This is a genomic window from Duganella rivi, assembly GCF_009857435.1.
Taxonomy (GTDB): Bacteria; Pseudomonadota; Gammaproteobacteria; order Burkholderiales; family Burkholderiaceae_D; genus Rugamonas; species Rugamonas rivi.
In genome coordinates, this window is record NZ_WWCK01000003.1 from 841,461 (window position 1) to 856,858 (window position 15,398).

The 15,398-nt window shown below is 60.9% G+C and carries 16 protein-coding genes and 1 pseudogene; 4 read left to right on the forward strand and 13 right to left on the reverse strand.

Annotation, left to right across the window (positions count from 1 at the left end; genetic code table 11):
• Nucleotides 1-2: 2 nt before the first annotated feature.
• The 13 genes from mshL (GTP45_RS12380) to GTP45_RS12440 all read right to left on the reverse strand — a co-directional run bounded on the left by mshL (GTP45_RS12380) (nt 3) and on the right by GTP45_RS12440 (nt 11,277).
• A complete protein-coding gene (mshL, locus tag GTP45_RS12380; RefSeq protein WP_161014143.1) occupies nt 3-1,781 on the reverse strand; it encodes a pilus (MSHA type) biogenesis protein MshL in 1,779 nt (592 codons plus the stop codon).
• Nucleotides 1,782-1,796: 15 nt separating this feature from the next.
• Nucleotides 1,797-2,117 (reverse strand): MSHA biogenesis protein MshK, encoded by a 321-nt coding sequence (locus GTP45_RS12385; RefSeq protein WP_229258424.1) that lies wholly within the window; start codon nt 2,115-2,117, stop codon nt 1,797-1,799.
• Complete coding sequence (locus GTP45_RS12390) at nt 2,114-2,920, reverse strand: type II secretion system protein M (protein WP_161014145.1); 807 nt, start codon at nt 2,918-2,920, stop codon at nt 2,114-2,116. The genes GTP45_RS12385 and GTP45_RS12390 overlap by 4 nt, the downstream gene beginning before the upstream one ends.
• Nucleotides 2,917-3,573 (reverse strand): hypothetical protein, encoded by a 657-nt coding sequence (locus GTP45_RS12395; RefSeq protein ID WP_161014146.1) that lies wholly within the window; start codon nt 3,571-3,573, stop codon nt 2,917-2,919. The genes GTP45_RS12390 and GTP45_RS12395 overlap by 4 nt, the downstream gene beginning before the upstream one ends.
• Nucleotides 3,570-4,460: a type IV pilus biogenesis protein PilM gene (gene pilM, locus GTP45_RS12400; RefSeq protein WP_161014147.1), complete on the reverse strand. Its 891-nt coding sequence runs from the start codon at nt 4,458-4,460 to the stop codon at nt 3,570-3,572. Before pilM ends, GTP45_RS12395 begins: the two co-directional genes overlap by 4 nt.
• A 172-nt stretch (nt 4,461-4,632) precedes the next feature.
• Nucleotides 4,633-5,094 (reverse strand): agglutinin biogenesis protein MshP, encoded by a 462-nt coding sequence (locus GTP45_RS12405; protein WP_161014148.1) that lies wholly within the window; start codon nt 5,092-5,094, stop codon nt 4,633-4,635.
• Nucleotides 5,091-5,987 carry a type II secretion system protein gene (locus GTP45_RS12410; protein WP_161014149.1) on the reverse strand — a complete coding sequence of 299 codons (897 nt, stop codon included), beginning with the start codon at nt 5,985-5,987 and terminating at the stop codon, nt 5,091-5,093. Before GTP45_RS12410 ends, GTP45_RS12405 begins: the two co-directional genes overlap by 4 nt.
• Nucleotides 5,984-6,634 carry a type II secretion system protein gene (locus GTP45_RS12415; RefSeq protein ID WP_161014150.1) on the reverse strand — a complete coding sequence of 217 codons (651 nt, stop codon included), beginning with the start codon at nt 6,632-6,634 and terminating at the stop codon, nt 5,984-5,986. Before GTP45_RS12415 ends, GTP45_RS12410 begins: the two co-directional genes overlap by 4 nt.
• Nucleotides 6,624-7,226 carry a pilus assembly FimT family protein gene (locus GTP45_RS12420; protein WP_161014151.1) on the reverse strand — a complete coding sequence of 201 codons (603 nt, stop codon included), beginning with the start codon at nt 7,224-7,226 and terminating at the stop codon, nt 6,624-6,626. The genes GTP45_RS12415 and GTP45_RS12420 overlap by 11 nt, the downstream gene beginning before the upstream one ends.
• Before the next feature lie 27 nt (nt 7,227-7,253).
• Nucleotides 7,254-7,778 (reverse strand): type II secretion system protein, encoded by a 525-nt coding sequence (locus GTP45_RS29180; RefSeq protein ID WP_308494602.1) that lies wholly within the window; start codon nt 7,776-7,778, stop codon nt 7,254-7,256.
• Between the two features lie 18 nt (nt 7,779-7,796).
• Nucleotides 7,797-8,324, reverse strand: a complete 528-nt coding sequence (locus GTP45_RS12430) for a type II secretion system protein (protein ID WP_161014152.1) — start codon at nt 8,322-8,324, stop codon at nt 7,797-7,799.
• Nucleotides 8,325-8,331: 7 nt separating this feature from the next.
• A complete protein-coding gene (locus tag GTP45_RS12435; protein ID WP_161014153.1) occupies nt 8,332-9,564 on the reverse strand; it encodes a type II secretion system F family protein in 1,233 nt (410 codons plus the stop codon).
• Between the two features lie 3 nt (nt 9,565-9,567).
• Nucleotides 9,568-11,277 carry a GspE/PulE family protein gene (locus GTP45_RS12440; protein WP_161014154.1) on the reverse strand — a complete coding sequence of 570 codons (1,710 nt, stop codon included), beginning with the start codon at nt 11,275-11,277 and terminating at the stop codon, nt 9,568-9,570.
• A 114-nt stretch (nt 11,278-11,391) separates the two neighbouring features.
• On the opposite strand from GTP45_RS12440, the gene GTP45_RS12445 reads away from it, so the two are divergent.
• The 4 genes and pseudogenes from GTP45_RS12445 to GTP45_RS28175 form a co-directional block, all read left to right on the forward strand.
• Nucleotides 11,392-12,108 (forward strand): ABC transporter ATP-binding protein, encoded by a 717-nt coding sequence (locus GTP45_RS12445; protein ID WP_161014155.1) that lies wholly within the window; start codon nt 11,392-11,394, stop codon nt 12,106-12,108.
• An 8-nt stretch (nt 12,109-12,116) separates the two neighbouring features.
• On the forward strand, nt 12,117-13,016 hold the full coding sequence (locus tag GTP45_RS12450) for an ExeA family protein (protein WP_161014156.1): 900 nt from the start codon (nt 12,117-12,119) through the stop codon (nt 13,014-13,016).
• Between the two features lie 46 nt (nt 13,017-13,062).
• On the forward strand, nt 13,063-14,946 hold the full coding sequence (gene mshL / locus GTP45_RS12455) for a pilus (MSHA type) biogenesis protein MshL (RefSeq protein ID WP_161014157.1): 1,884 nt from the start codon (nt 13,063-13,065) through the stop codon (nt 14,944-14,946).
• Nucleotides 14,943-15,398: pseudogene (locus GTP45_RS28175) on the forward strand (tetratricopeptide repeat protein); the annotation flags it as partial. The gene mshL (GTP45_RS12455) and the pseudogene GTP45_RS28175, both read left to right, overlap by 4 nt.

A 15,398-nucleotide genomic window follows, 5' to 3' on the forward strand; every position in this document is an offset into this window, starting at 1 on the left:
GATTAATTGCGCCCCTTCCCGCGGCCCGGATCCAGCTCCTTCAGGCGACGGCTGCTATCGAGCAAATCCTGATTCCAATCGGACGACGATTCAATCACCGTCGGTTTAATCAGCACCACCAGTTCGCGCTTCTGAATGATTTCGCTCTTGCTGCCGAACAGCGCACCCAGCACCGGCACGCGGCTGGCGCCCGGCACGCCGGAGCGGTCGGTGGTCGTGGCTTGACGCATCAAGCCGCCGATCGCCACCACCTGGCCGTTCTGGCCGCGCACCATGCTATCCATTTCCGAGGTCGCAGACGCCGCCAGCGGCAAGGTGAAATTGCCGAGCGAGCCCAGATTCAAGCCCTTGTTCACCGTCGACACCTGGCTCACGGATGGATGCACGTGCAAGATGATATTGCCGTCTTCATCGATCTGCGGCGTCACGTCCAGCACCACGCCGGAGAAGAACGGTTGCAGCGTCACCGTCGGCGAGGTGGTGCCGTTGCCGTTGCCATTGCTGGTGGTGGTGGTACTAACGCCGGTCACGTAAAACTCGTCGGTGCCGATTTTCAGCAGCGCCTTCTGATTATTCAGCGTCGCGATGCGCGGGCTGGACAGCACATGCACCGTGCCCTGCCCTTCAAGGAAGGAAATCAGCGCAGCGAAATTACTGGTCTGGAAAGCCAGGCCGAACAGCGAGCCCACCGCATCGCCCGATGCGCCCAAGGAGCTACCCGGCGAGGCGCTGATACCGGCAGGGCCAGTGCTGCTGATGGAAGAACCCAGCGGGCGCAAGGTGGTATCCGGTTGCAACGTGCCGGCCGAGAAGCGGTTATTGCCGCCCGCCGCGAATTTGCCGAACGCCGCCCAGTTGATACCGCTCTGGAAATTGCTGTTCAATTCCACTTCCAGAATCTTGGCTTCCAGGATCACCTGGCGATCCACCGACAACTGCGTGGCGCGCAAATACATATCGACGTTGCGCAGCTCGTCCGGCATGGCGCGGATCACGATCACGCCCGACTGCGGGCTGATGGTCACGCTGCGGCCATCTTTGCCGACATCCACCAGCGCCTCCAGCGCCATCTTCAGCTCCAGCCAGAAATCGCTTTCCGAGCGGGTGGTGACATTGGCCGAGTCGCGCTGGGTTTGCGTGCGGCTGCCGTTGGGATTGTTTGGATCCGTATCGTTGCCGCTGTTGTTATTGTTATTGTTGTTATTGTTGTTCGAACCGTTGGACTGATTGCCGCTATTGCTCACACCCGCATTGGCCACCGAGGTCGACGATACGCGCAAGCTGGAACCGCCCTTGCGCACCGCCACCAGGTAGTTCACCTTGAACATCTTGGTTTGCATGGTCAGCGGACGAATGTAGATGCGCGTGCCTTCCACCTTGTAGTCGTAGCCGTACAGTTCGCGCACGGCGTCGAGCGCCTCGAACAAGGTCACGTCTTTCAGGTTGGCGGTGATGTTGCCGTTGACCTCGGGATTGATCAGCATGTTGTAGCGCGTACCGGCCACGATCGAATTGTAGAACTGCTGCACCGGCACATTGTTGAACGATACATTGAAGCGCTCATCAAGCACCGCGCGCGCTTTCGGCAGTTGGTCGCCCAGTTGCGACACCGGCGGCAGCAAGGCGCTGGCCACGGCTTCATTCTGGGTCACGACGGCCGGCTTGGCGGCCGCTCCGCTCACCTCGCCGGCAATCTTATCGTAGGTGTCGCGCGTGGACGGCGTTTGGCAGCCGCTCAACAGCAGCGTCGTTACGATAGCGATAGTCAGAATTTTTTGCATAAGCGTTCTTCGCGTTTATTTGTGCGCCGGTTCCGGGAACAGGGTCAATACCTGTTTATTGCGGCCGTTTTGCAGCACGACTTGATTCTTGCGGACTTCCACCAGCACCGCACCGTTAAACTTCTCACCCTTGCGGATGGTCTGGCCATCAATCACCGCCACCGCGCGGCCACGCGAGCCGAGTAGCACCGATTGCAGTTGCGGGCCGGCTGGCACCGCCGGTACGTCGGACTGCGGCAGCAAGCGCGATTCCGGCGGAGGCTGGGTCGGATCGAGCAGCGTTTGCGCTTGGGCTGTGCCGGCGATCAGCAAGACTGTGCAGAGCAGGCGCTTCATAATTTCATCCATTTTGGGTCGAGGCTGAGCGTGTACAGCGTCAGCGTCAACCGCGAGTTAGGGTACTGCTGGGCGTCCAGCTTGGCCTTGCCCCAGAACAGTTGAACCGGCAAGGATTCCAGCGCGTCCATGTAGTTGATCATGTCTAGGTAACTCCCTTGCAGCACGATTTCGACGCCGTGGCGATACAGCAGCTCGCGCGGCTTCGGCGGCGGTGCCGCGCCAGTCAAGCCTGCCATGCCTGCGGCGCCGGCAGCCATGGCACCCGCAGCGGCGGCCCGATCGGCTGGCTGGCCGGGCTGCAGCGTCTGCGCTGGCTGGCCCGACGGCGTTGCCACTGCGGACTGGGCCGGCAGCAGCGCTTCGTTCATGCCGGTCACCGGCAGCGTGCGCATCGACATCAGCTTCAACTTGCCATTGCCGCGCAATAGATGATCAAGCAGCGGCGCGATCTTGTTCGGCGCCACCAAGCCTTTTTGCACCGCCATCAGGCCGGCGCTGGTCGTATCGATTTCATGCTGTAACGCTTGCAGCTTGGCGCGCGTGGCGGCATCTGGATCCACCACGAAGCCCTTCGCCATGGCCGAAATTTCGTTATCGATACCGGTGATCTGGTTTTGCTGCTGCTTGATCTGCGCGCGCAACAGCTTCTGCTTATTCAGCAGCGGCTCCACCGACACGGTGTACAACAGGAACAGCACCGACGCCACCACCGCCGCAAACACCATCGCGCGCTCGCGCAAGGTCATCGCGTCAAGCTTGGCGCTCAGCGTACTCCAACGTTGCAGAAGCTGCTGTTTCATTTGGCAGCCTCCTTCATGGTCGATTGCAGGCTGAACTCAACGAATGGCGATGCGGTAGCAGCGGACGCCGGTGCTGCCGAGGGCGCTGCTGCAGACGCCGTGCCCTCCGGCCGCGAAATATCCAGGCTGGCAAACGTTTTGCCACGCATGACGCGCTCAGCGGTCAAGCGCGCAATATAATTTGGAATCAGCGTCGCCTGCATCGCCCTGCCCTGCACGCCGATATCATTGCCCGCGCCATTGATACTCACGCCGGTCAGCCACAAGCCACTCACATTCTGGCGCGAGAACGCGCGGAAATATTCGGCGTAGCCGGCCGTATTCCCCAATTCGCCGCCCTGCAACACCGACGACACATCATGCAGCGCCTTCAACTCCGCTTCCGCCTGCACCACTTCCGCAGCCAGCGCCGGACTCTGAGGACGCGGCACAAACTGCGCGCGCGCCGCCGTCAAGTGCTGCTCGCTCTTGGCCAATAGCGCCTTGCCGGAAGCAGCCTCCTTCTCTAGCTCCTTCACGCTTTGCACCGCGTACCAGTTAAGCAGCAGCGCGCCCATAACAATGGCGCCCAGCGCCTCGGCCATCGGCAAAGCGGTAAAAATCTTCTTCTGCTTGAGGAAGATCGGATTGAAGAGATTGATCTGCTGGCTCACAGGCGCACCTCCTCGTGCCGCAGCGCCGCACCCAACGTCAGGAAGAAACGCTGCTGCTGCGCGATATCCTGCAACTCGGGTGCCTTGCTCAGGTCGAACACATCATCGAGCGTCATCGCCTCCACCGGCATGTACAGATTAGAGGCCAGGTGCTCATGCAAGCCCTGCGCGCCGGTCGGCGCCAGCAGCAGCTTAAGCACATTCACGTAATGGAATTGGCGGTCGAAGTGATCGAGCGAGCGTTGCAGCTCCAGAGTGATCTTGTCGAAATGAAGTTGCTGGCGATCCGAATCGCGCTCCAGCAACTGCTCCAGCGTGACATCGATACGGCGCGACAAATACAGTTCGGCCTTGTAGGTAATGGTCAGCAAACCGCCGTCTTCGTCAAACGACAGCATGGCGAGGCCGCGCCCATCAGTCTCCAGCTGTGCCGAGATATTCCGCTGTGCCATTTCGGGAATGTCGATGACGGTGAGATCCAGCTTGGCTTCGCTAAACAGCGTTTGCCGCGACTGGATCAGCGCGTTGCGCGCGGCAATCGCAAACATCGAGTGGCCGCGCGACGGTGCGTTGCTATCGACTGGAATATCGAGCACGTCAATAGTGGCGTCGTCGACGTGGAAGTCGAGCATATCCTTCAAGCGCCAGCGGACGGCGGTTTTCAATTCGTCTTGCGGGACGTTGGGCGCATCGACCGTCAGCATTTGATATTCGCCGCCGCTGAGCATGGTGCCGCAGTTGTAGGCGCCGGCCTTCAAGTCCTTGTTGAGCTTGTCGAGCACATCGGGCGAGAAGCTGGTGTCGGCTGGATAGAACGCCGACAGCTCGACGATAGCTTTCGCATCGCGCCGGCGCTGAACGCGGCCCGCGCAGACACCGTCCCTCAAGAAAGTGACAGTGAGCCATCCATCGGTTTTTTTAGCTCTCTTAAACAAGCCCATATATCAACACACGAAGTTTGCGCGCTAGATGATTGATTATATTCAAGTTGTGAAGCATTTCATGCTCAAACTTACAATGATTCCGTAAAAATACACACATTTCCACACAGTTGCGACTTTAAAGCTGCGCGCTGATTACGCGCTGCACATAATCAGGGCCCGGATTGGCTGCCGGACAAGCTGCCGCATTGCATGCGGTGACCGTGATGCGGAAGTGGCCGTCCGTTGGATCATTGGGCATGCCGCCGCCATACGAGTTCATCACGGCAGTACACGAGATCGACACGGTAAATCCCTGCAAAGTCGTGCCCTGCGGCAGTTGAAAGGTAATTGCGCCGGGCAGCTGCGGGCAGTTCAAATTTGCAGCCTTCGTGCCGGGGCCTTGCGTGGCCGTGAACAGCGCCCATTCCATGCCTGATCGCGCTGCGAGGTAAGCGCGCGTGCCCATTTCATCTTTGACAGCAGCGTCCTGCTGCGAGCTGCTCAGCGACACCACGGCCACAGCCAATCCAGCCAGCACCACCAGCAGGAAAATCGCCGTCACCAGTGCAACACCCGCTTGTTTTCGTAGTGTCTTCATGGCGTATTGTCCACGTGAATTTGATGAACCAGCGTCACCGTCTCCAATCCATTGGCGGCGCCACCGGCACGCGGCCGTGCCAGCGATAGCGACATGCCGATCATGGCGTTGTTCAACGCCGCCGTTTGGGTGGCGCTAAAGTCGCAGTCCTGCACATTGTTGGCGAGCAGCGGCGTGTCCGGCGCCAACCCAGGCGTCGGCTGCGCAGGAGTGAATGTTGGATTGACAATCCGCGCCAGCGTGCCGGTGCCGCTGGCATTCGGCGCGCAGCGGAAGGTCACCGGCAAGGTCACCACGCTGAAGCGATGGTCGGCGGAAGAGTTGGCGATGCCCGACGGCCCAACGGCAAACGGATTGGTGGCCATGGTCACCTGTGCCTGCGGGATCGAAACGCCGGTCACCAGCGCGCGATTACCGGTGCCGTAAGCGTCCGCATTATCGATGCCATTGCCGAGGTTATAGACGACGATGAAATCGTTGTTGGGTGTGATGGCGTCAGTCCCATCCGGCATTGGGCCAACTACATTGAATGTGCGCGCTCCCGAATCGGTAAAGCTCAGCGGCGTGCCGTTAGGCACATTGTCTTCTACCGACAGGTATTGTCCACCAGCCTTGGTCGGGATGAACTGCACCCACCACACGCCGCCGTTATTGATGACGCGGATGCTGTTGGGCAGCGCGCCGCGCAACTCGCGCGCCATGCGGCGCAGGGCCAGATCAGCGGTGTCGCTCAGCTCAGCGCGTGCCGAAGCATCGATATAGTTTTGCACCGGCGCGCGGATGAACAGCACCATAATGCCTGCCAAAATGCCGGTCAAGACCATGACGATGACAGCTTCCACCAGTGTAAATCCGCGCTGGTGTTGGGGCCGTTGTATGCGCGTGGTCATCATGGCAGCAGCTTCGGCGCGTAGCGCGTGCGGTAGGCGTCCAGCTCAACGAAGTCGTTGGGGCCGCCGCCGTAGGCGGTACGCACAGTAATGTGCAGACCACGGATGTCGTTTTCCTGCGAAGTAATGCGGCGGACATCGTCAGGCCCGAGCGCGCTATTAAAGTTCGGATCGCTGTTGTACACGAGGAAGTTCAATGTGACGGTCGTGGTAATGCCCGACAGCGACGCATTGCCTATCGTGGCAAGACCGGCATTCTGCCCCAGCGGGCGACCGTTGATATCGGCATCAACACCATTGACGATAAAGCTACGTGTTGCCATGCCGGCCGCGCCGCCATAATTGGCGACGTTGCCGAATGGCCGGCTGCCGCCAGTCAGGCCGATGGCAAGCTGCGGAGAGCAATCGCCCTGCGCGTTTGCGTCGGCGGCATTAGGATCGCTTGGATTGCAGAAAGTGAAGCGCGCCATCAAAACTTCTTCCATGAAGGCTTCCGCGATCATCAGCGCTTGCTTGCGCCGCAATGGGTCGGCGCTTTGGCTGCCGCCGATATTGAGCACGCCCATGATGCCAGCCGCCGCCGCGCCGACGATGACCATGAAGATCACCAGCTCAATCAGCGTCAGGCCGCGTTGGCGTTTAATGGACATAGCCAGTATCCGCTTCAATAACGACGGTGTTGCTGGCGCCGCTGCGCGTGAAGGTCAAGGTCATACGCGTGAAAGTAGAGTTGCCGAGTACGTCGTTAGCGTTGTAGGGACGTCCGAGCGCGTCGAAGAAAAAGCTGCCGCCGACGCCGAATTCGTTGCGGGCGGTGTCGCTGGTGACGACTACGTTGTTATTGGGCCGGCCTTCGCACATCCAGTTGGAAATGTAGGTGTTGTTGAGGGTGCAGTAACCGCGCGTGCCGGCGCTGCCGCTGTTGCGGCCGCCCGGCGCGGGGGCCAGCGCGGCGCCGTTGCCACAGCCGGCCTGGTAGCAAACTGCAAAACCGTTCGGCTCCGAGCGCACGAAGACGGCGCGGTTTTGCGTGACAGCGAGTTTTTGCGCGTAGCGGATTATCGTGCGTGCTTGATCCGAGTAGGCGCGGTTCTCAAATGACGAGGTGTCAGCAAACCGCGCATAACCAATTGCCCCCAATATGCCCATCAACACAATGACGGTGACCAGCTCAATCATGGTGAAGCCGGCCGACTGGAAGCGTAGTGGCGACGGCTTCCAGCAGGATGCAGAGCGGCTCAAAGCGGCCCCAGGCAAGAGCCTGTGAACTTAATTACCGCAGTTGCTGACGGTAATATTCGTCACAGGTGCGACGTTAGCTGCGGTGGAGGCCGCGTAAGAAACGAAGCAGGTCAGAGCGGTAGGCGTCCCGGAAATCGCACGTGGAACGACGACAAAACCATTAACAGGGATCGCTGGAGTGTTACCTGCCGCACCCGAGCCAGCAACACTAGCAGTCACCGTATAGTCGTTATCGGTCAGGCCGGCTCCCAAGGCAGTATTCTCAGTACCGCTAGGATAGCCATTCGTGACACCGATCACCACGCCTTCATTAGTAAAGGATCCAGCAGTCGGATTTATCAGTGCCTGGCCGTGCACCATGGATGCCGTGGTATTGATTGCGCCCAATGCTGCACGCAACGAAGCGGCGCGCGCATCACCGCCCAAGGTTGCAAATTTCGGCAAGGCGGTCGCCGCCAAAATGCCGAGAATAACGATCACCACAATCAATTCGATCAGCGTGAAGCCGCCTTGGGCTTGTTTGCGCATTGCGGTCGGTGCTGGCTTGTTCATTTACTTTCTCCAAATCGTCTAAGAAGGTTCATCCTTAACTTGCTCAAAGGCCACACTTTCGAGTTCGGGTGTGCCTGACGGCTTGGCGGGACTATGGGGCAAGCGAAATAATTTTACCTTGAATTTCAAACGTTTCGATTGAGCATCTTCAAAAGAGTTTCTATTATTTAACAAATAAATCACACTTTTATTGGTTCGATCGAAACACCAATTCCCTGCGCCGATGTCGCTGTCCGTAGGGCTAAACAATTCTCCGGCATAGTTGACCGGCTTATCTTTTAGCAAATTGAACGGATTTTCTTCGGCCAAAATCGTTAAATCGATGCTGCGCCCCGGCAATTTTGCCTCGGCCACCTTAATTTCTAAGGCGGTACGCACGTTCGCCACCGTCATTTGCACAGCCTTTTGCTCGGCCTCACCTTGGTAATACCAAATCCGCTGTAGCAGCAAGCCCATCAAAACACCGATCACAGCCACCGACACGGCAAATTCCAACAAGCTCGCACCGCGTTGTTTCGCCGACACAAACGTTATCAAGGATGCCACGATATTCCTATGACCGATGCAAGGCAGCCTTGCCCAAATCCCAGATCGGCAAGAAGATACCCAGCGCCAGTATCAGCACCATGATGCCGAGGAAGACAATCAAGATCGGCTCAATCTGCGCCGACAATGTCTTCAACTCGTAATCGACCTCGCGCTCATACATCTGCGCAATCTCGTCCATCAGATCATCGATAGAACCACTCTCCTCGCCCACCGCAATCATTTGCAGCACGATGGGCGTGAACACATTGCTGGCCGCAGCAGTCCGCAAAATACTCTCGCCGCGCTCCACACCGTCGCGCATTTGCTCCACGCGCGCCGTCAAATACGCGTTGTCCACCGTCTGCGCCACCACCGACAGCGCCTGCACAATCGGCACGCCGCTGCGACTGGACAGCGCAAAGCTGCGCGCAAAACGCGCCATGGTCGCTTTCAGGATGATTTTTCCGGCGACCGGGATTTTAAGTTTGAACTTGTCCCACTGGTACAGGCCTTTTGGGGTGGATATCCACGCCCTGAAGCCCCACACCGCCAGCACCAGCGCCCCCGCCATCACCGGCCAGTAGCGCACCGTGAAATTGGAAGTGCCGATCAGGATCCGCGTCATCAGCGGCAGCTCGGCATTAAACTTGGCGAACACGCCGACGAAGGCCGGGATCACGAACATATTCACCACCACCATCGCAATCACCATGGCGATCACCACGAAGGTTGGATAGCGGGTGGCAGTTTTCACCCGCTCACGCATGTCGCGGTCAAATTCCAGGTGGTCGAACAGGCGCAGGAACACTTCTTCCAGCCGCCCGGTCATCTCCCCTACCCGCACCATCGACAAATAAAACGGCGTGAACACATCCGGGTGGCGGCGCATGGCGGCCGACAGCTCGCGGCCCGCATCCAGCGACTCGCGCAAATCCTTGATCACCTTGCCGAACGACTTGCTCACCGCCGACTCCTGCAAACCCGCCAGCCCGCGCATGATCGGCACGCCGGACTTGAGCAAGGTGTACATCTGGCGGCTGAACAGCTGCACGTCCATCGACGTGACCTTCTTCTCCAGCAGCTTGGCCAGCACGCTTTCGCCATCGCCGCTGGTGGCTTTCTTCGTCACCACAATTTCAATCGGCGTGACGCCGGTATTGAATAGCTGATCGGCCACCGCGCCGCTATCGGCCGCCTCCAGCACGCCTTGCATCAGCTCGCCGCGGGCGTTACGTCCTTTATATGCGAAGAAAGGCACGGTTTAATCCTCGACCTGGTTACTGATACGCATCGCTTCCGACACCGTGGTGCGGCCCTGTATCACCAGCGCCACCGCATGACGGCGCAAGGTTTCGCCGGCCATCTGCGCTTGCGCCACCTTGAGGAAGTGCGAGGGATCGGGATCATTGGCGGCGTCCACCACCGCCCGCGTCATTTCCAGCAATTCGTAGACGCCGGTACGGCCGCGATAGCCCATACCGTTGCAATGCGAGCAGCCCTTGCCGTGGAAATAGCGGCCTTTGTCGACTTTATCCTTCAACTCAAGGCTCAGCCATTCGCGCTCGGAAGGCGTCGGATCGTAAGGCGTGGTGCAGCTTTCGCAAATCACCCGCACCAGGCGCTGGGCCAGCACCGCTTGCAGCGACGAACCCACCATGTAGCGCGGCACGCCCATGTCCATCAGGCGCAGCGGCGTGCTGACGGCGTCGTTGGTGTGCAGTGTGGACAGCACCAAGTGACCGGTCATGGCGGCGCGCAGGCCGATAGCGGCGGTTTCCTGGTCGCGCATCTCGCCGACCAGCACAATGTCCGGGTCTTGCCGCAGCGCCGAACGCAGCACGCGCGCGAAGTTCAGTTCGATCTTGTCGTTGACCTGCACCTGATTGATGCCGGCCAGCCGGTACTCGACCGGGTCTTCCACCGTGATCAGCTTTTTCTCGACCGAATTCAGCTCGGACAGCGCGCAATACAAGGTGGTGGTCTTGCCGGAGCCGGTCGGCCCGGTCACCAGCACCAGCCCGTTGGGGCGCTGGACGATGGCACGGAACTTATCGAGCACGCCGCGCGGCATGCCGATGGCGTCCAGCTTCAGCTGCGTGCCGCCCTGGTTCAGCAGACGCATCACCACCGATTCGCCGTACTGGGTCGGCATGGTTGAGATACGCACGTCGATGCGCTGGTTCTTCACGCGCACGGCAAAGCGGCCGTCTTGCGGCAGGCGCTTTTCCGAGATATCAAGATCCGACATCAGCTTCAAACGCAGCGCCAGCGACGGTGCGATCTTGATATCAGCCTCGGTCTGCAGGTGCAGCACGCCGTCGATGCGGAAGCGGATCTGCAGCCGGCCCTCCTGCGGCTCGATGTGAATATCGGACGCGCGCACCTGCGCCGCGTCGTCAAACACCGATTGCAGCAGCTTGACCACCGGCGCTTCTTCCAGATTCGGATTGGCGGCGGCCAGCGCGCCGAAGTCGACCGAGGCGGTATCGCCCAGATCCTGCTCCAGCTCGCGCGCGAGGTCGGAAATATCCTCGGTGCGGCGGTAAATGCGGTCGATGGCGGCCAGCACCTCGGTCTCGTTGACCACCGCCAGCTCGATATTCTGCTTCACGATGCGGGCAATCTCATCGTAAGCAAACAGGTCGGTCGGGTCGGACATGCCGATCAGCAGCGCGCCGTGGCGGTCTTCCAGCACCAGCGCGCGGAAGCGGCGGGCCTGGGTTTCCGGCAGCAGCCGCACGATCTCGGGATTGATGTTGAAGAACTTCAGGTTCAGGTAGGGGATGTTGAGCTGCCGCGCCAGCGCGCCGGCGATCTGTTCCTCAGTAACATAGCCGTTTTCGACAAAGACGCGGCCCAGCTTGCGCCCGCTGCGCTTTTGATCGGCCAGCGCCAGCCCCAGTTGCTCTTCCGAGAGCAGCTTTTGCTGCACCAGGATTTCCCCCAGCCGGACTTTCTCTGGCCTAGACATAAAACCGCTCCTTGAAGACTGTCACCTAAACTTGCGGCCATTCTAGTCCACAATACCGGGCAAACGCGAGCCAAGGTGTCGCTTTCTTTAGACGGATGCGCTACAGTGTCGCCCATGAACGTCCCCGCCCTGCGCCTCCAGCAAGTCACCAAACGCTACGGCGCAGCCCACGTGCTGCACGGCGTCGACCTTGAGTTGCGCGCCGGTGAGTGCTTCGGGCTGGTCGGCGTCAACGGCGCCGGCAAGACCAGCCTGATTAAATGCATGCTGGATTTCTGCGCCCTGGACGGCGGTAGCGTCGAGATCTTCGGCCAGCCGCACCACCGGCCGGCCGCCCGCCAGCCGCTGGGCTTTCTGCCCGAGCGCTTCACGCCGCCGTATTATTTAACGGGCGCCGATTTCATCCGTTACCTGCTAACCTTGCAAGGCCTGCCCTACGACCCGCAAGCCGTGGCCGCCATGCTGGCCGCGCTCGACCTCGACCGGGACGCGCTCAAGCGCACGGTGCGCAGCTATTCCAAGGGCATGACCCAAAAACTGGGCTTGGCCGCCTGCCTGCTGGCGCGCAAGCCGCTGTACGTGCTGGATGAACCGATGAGCGGACTCGACCCCAAAGCGCGCGCCCTGCTAAAAGACCAGTTGCGCAGCCTGCATCAGGCAGGCAGCACGGTATTCCTGACCTCGCACGCGCTGGCCGACGTGGATGAACTATGCGACCGCATGGCCATCCTGCACGGCGGCCAGATCCGATTTAGCGGCACGCCAGCCGAATGCCGCGCCCAGTTCGGCGCGGCGACGCTGGAACAAGCCTTCCTGACCTGTATTGCGTGAGCATGACCATGTACCAATCCCACTTCGGCCTGCGCGAGTCGCCGTTCAACATCACGCCCAATCCAGCGTTTTTCTATTCCGGCAATACGCGCGGCGATATTCTGGAGGCCATGCTGTACGCGGTCGGCCAAGGCGAAGGCATTATTAAAGTCACTGGCGAGGTCGGCACCGGCAAGACCATGCTGTGCCGCATGCTGGAAAGCCGCATGCCGCCTCACATCGACGTGATTTACCTGGTCAATCCCAACCTCAATCCGCTGGAGGTGCAGCACGCCATCGCCGCCGAGTTGGGCCTGCCGACCAGCGGCTTGCGCGCCGACGAGGTGCAGCGCAGCTTGCATGCGGAACTGATCGCCCGCCATAGCGCCGGGCGGCAGGTGGTGTTGCTGGTCGAAGAGGCGCAGGCCATGCCGCTGGACACGCTGGAGGCGATCCGCCTGCTCACTAATTTAGAGACAGCGCGCAGCAAGCTGCTGCAAATCGTGCTGTTCGGCCAGCCGGAACTGGACCAGCATCTCGAACTATCGAGCATGCGCCAATTAAAGGAACGCATCACCCACAGCTTCCAGGTGCCGCCGCTGCAAGCCGACCTGACCGGGGATTTCCTCGCCTTCCGCCTGCGCGCGGCCGGCAACGACGGCCCCTCGCTATTTAGCCCGGCCGCCGCCAAGCTGATTGCCGAGGCCTCGGAGGGCATCGTCCGCCGCATCAACATCCTGGCCGACAAGGCCCTGCTGGCCGCGTTTGCCGACGATGCCGACATGGTCGAGGCCGGCCACGCGCGGCAAGCCATCGCCGAGTCGCCATTCCGTCGCCGCGGCAGCCGCCTGAACGCCAAGGCTGTTGTTATAGCGGGCGCGGCGATCCTGATTTGCGGTCTGCTCCTTGCGGCGGCGCGGAATTTGTAAGATCATGCCATCTATAATTGCAAAAGCACAACAAAAAAGACCCGTGATGAAAAAACTCAGCTCCCCCCTCGCTCCCGTGGTGTGCAGCGTCTTGTTGAGTGCTTGCGCCAGCAAGGTCATCACGCCATCGCCGGTACACATCAGCGAGCCGCCATCGGCCGCCGGCGCCATTCCCGACACGGTGCAGCAAAGCGTAGCGCTGCCGCCGCCCAAACCCGCAGCCAAGGTCGCTACTTACAGCGTTACCGTGCACAAGGTGCCGGTGCAGTCGCTGTTGTTTGCGCTGGCGCGCGACGCCGGCCTCAACGTAGACGTCCATCCCGGCATCGAAGGCACGGTCACGCTGAATGCGCTGGATCAGACCCTGCCCCAGCTGCTGAGCCGCATCCAGCGCCAGGTCGATATGCGCTACGAGATCAACGGCGCCACCCTGACGGTGCTGCCCGATACGCCGGAATGGCGCAATTACAAAGTCGATTACGTCAATATCGCGCGCAGCACGATGAGCAGCGTGAATATTGCGACCCAGATTTCCACCACCGGCGGCGGCAGCGACAGCAGCTCGAACCCGGTGCAAGCCACCCAGCAGCAGCCGTACGGCCAGAATACCGGCGGCAACACCGGCTTCGGCCAGCAACAGCAGGCGCCGGCCAACAACGGCGCCATGGGCAATGGCAATAACAACTCCACCACGGTGGTGAACAACCGCTCGGATAACAACTTCTGGTACAACATCGAGAAGAATATCCGCGACATGCTGCGCGCCTCGAATCTGTCCGATAACCCGGTCGATCCGCTGGCCGGCTTGCAGCAGAATCAGGCGCAGCCGAGCAATGTGGCAGCGCCGGTGTTCAACGGCCTCGGCCAAGCGGCCGGCGGCGCGCTGCCGCTCTCCGATGGCGCTGCAGCGGCGGCGCCGCGCGTCAATCGCAACACCACGGGCAGCTCGGTCATTGTCAATCCCGAGGGCGGCCTGATCGCGGTGCGCGCGACCTCGCGCCAGCACGAGAAAATCCAGCAGTTCCTTGACGTGGTGCTGGGCGCGGCCAAGCGCCAGGTGCTGATTGAGGCAACCATTATCGAGGTCAAGCTGAGCAGCGCTTACCAGCAAGGGATTAACTGGTCGAACCTCGCGGGCGGCGGCTTGAAGCTGACGCAGGGCGCGGTCGGCAACCTGCCGAGCGGCGTCACGGTCGGCACCACGCCGGGCGTGTTTGTGATGAATTACGTGAATCCGACCAGCCGCATCGGCAACCTCGCCACCACCATCCAACTGCTGGAATCATTCGGCAAGGTGAAGGTGCTGTCCAGCCCGAAAATCAGCGTGCTGAATAACCAGACCGCGCTGCTCAAGGTGGTCGATAACAATGTGTTCTTCTCGATTAAGGTGACTCCGGCAATTCTCAACGCGAACGGCGTGCCGACCACGCCAGCCACCTACGAATCGCATCTTGAAACGGTGCCGGTCGGTTTCGTGATGAGCGTGACGCCGCAGATTTCCGATACCGACGAAGTCACCCTCAACGTGCGCCCGACCATCACCCGCGTGGTGGGCAAGGTGCAGGATCCGAACCCGGCGCTGGCCGCCGCCAAGGTCACCAGCGAAGTTCCGGTGATCCAGGCCCGCGAGCTGGAGTCCATCATGCGCGTCAACAGCGGCCAGATCGCCGTCATGGGCGGGCTGATGCAGGATTCGGTCGACAACGCCAAGGACAGCGTGCCGGTGCTGGGCCGCATCCCGGTGCTGGGCGACTTGTTCTCCTACCGTAACGAGAATACCACCAAGACCGAGCTGGTGATTTTCATGCGGCCGGTGGTGGTGAAGGACGCCAGCATCAACGGCGACTACAAGGATTACCGCTATATCTTGCCGGGCCAGGTGCCCGACACTGAACCGTACCCTGTTCCTGCTAAGGCCAATGGATCATGAGCCTCTTAATGCAAGCGCTCAAGAAAGCCGAGCGCGCAAAACAAAACTCGGTCTCCGACGAGGAGCTGGACAAGCCGTCGGAAGCGTTTGACGAGATCCTGGCGCTGACGCCGGAACCGGCCGCGCCCGTCGTCAAGCCGGCCCCCGCGCCGGCGCCCGCCACCCGCGAGTTCAGCCTCGAAGGCCTGAGCCTTGAGCCGATGGCCGACAGCCCGGCTGCCGCCGCACCGATAGCGGCCAGCACCGAGCCGCGCCCATCGCCCAGCCCCCTGCCCGCCGTCAGCGACCACAAGGAGCCCGGCCTCACGCTCGACCTCGCACCCGATCCGTCCGCGCCAGTCGCGCCGGTCGCCGTCGCTCCGGCTCCGGCACCTGTCCCTGCTCCGGCCCCGGCGCCTGCCCCGGCGCCACAAGCGGCTGCACCTGCGCCCGCCGCCAAACCCGCCGCTGCA

Bases quoted from the DNA above. Each gene is read 5' to 3' on its own strand.
- GTP45_RS12410 (WP_161014149.1), bottom strand. From the start codon at position 5,987: ATGATGACCACGCGCATACAACGGCCCCAACACCAGCGCGGATTTACA.
- GTP45_RS12445 (WP_161014155.1), top strand. From the start codon at position 11,392: ATGAACGTCCCCGCCCTGCGCCTCCAGCAAGTCACCAAACGCTACGGC.
- mshL (WP_161014157.1), top strand. From the start codon at position 13,063: ATGAAAAAACTCAGCTCCCCCCTCGCTCCCGTGGTGTGCAGCGTCTTG.
- GTP45_RS12405 (WP_161014148.1), bottom strand. From the start codon at position 5,094: ATGAAGACACTACGAAAACAAGCGGGTGTTGCACTGGTGACGGCGATT.
- mshL (WP_161014143.1), bottom strand. From the start codon at position 1,781: ATGCAAAAAATTCTGACTATCGCTATCGTAACGACGCTGCTGTTGAGC.
- GTP45_RS12450 (WP_161014156.1), top strand. From the start codon at position 12,117: ATGTACCAATCCCACTTCGGCCTGCGCGAGTCGCCGTTCAACATCACG.
- GTP45_RS12390 (WP_161014145.1), bottom strand. From the start codon at position 2,920: ATGAAACAGCAGCTTCTGCAACGTTGGAGTACGCTGAGCGCCAAGCTT.
- GTP45_RS12440 (WP_161014154.1), bottom strand. From the start codon at position 11,277: ATGTCTAGGCCAGAGAAAGTCCGGCTGGGGGAAATCCTGGTGCAGCAA.
- GTP45_RS12385 (WP_229258424.1), bottom strand. From the start codon at position 2,117: ATGAAGCGCCTGCTCTGCACAGTCTTGCTGATCGCCGGCACAGCCCAA.
- GTP45_RS12415 (WP_161014150.1), bottom strand. From the start codon at position 6,634: ATGTCCATTAAACGCCAACGCGGCCTGACGCTGATTGAGCTGGTGATC.
- GTP45_RS29180 (WP_308494602.1), bottom strand. From the start codon at position 7,778: ATGAACAAGCCAGCACCGACCGCAATGCGCAAACAAGCCCAAGGCGGC.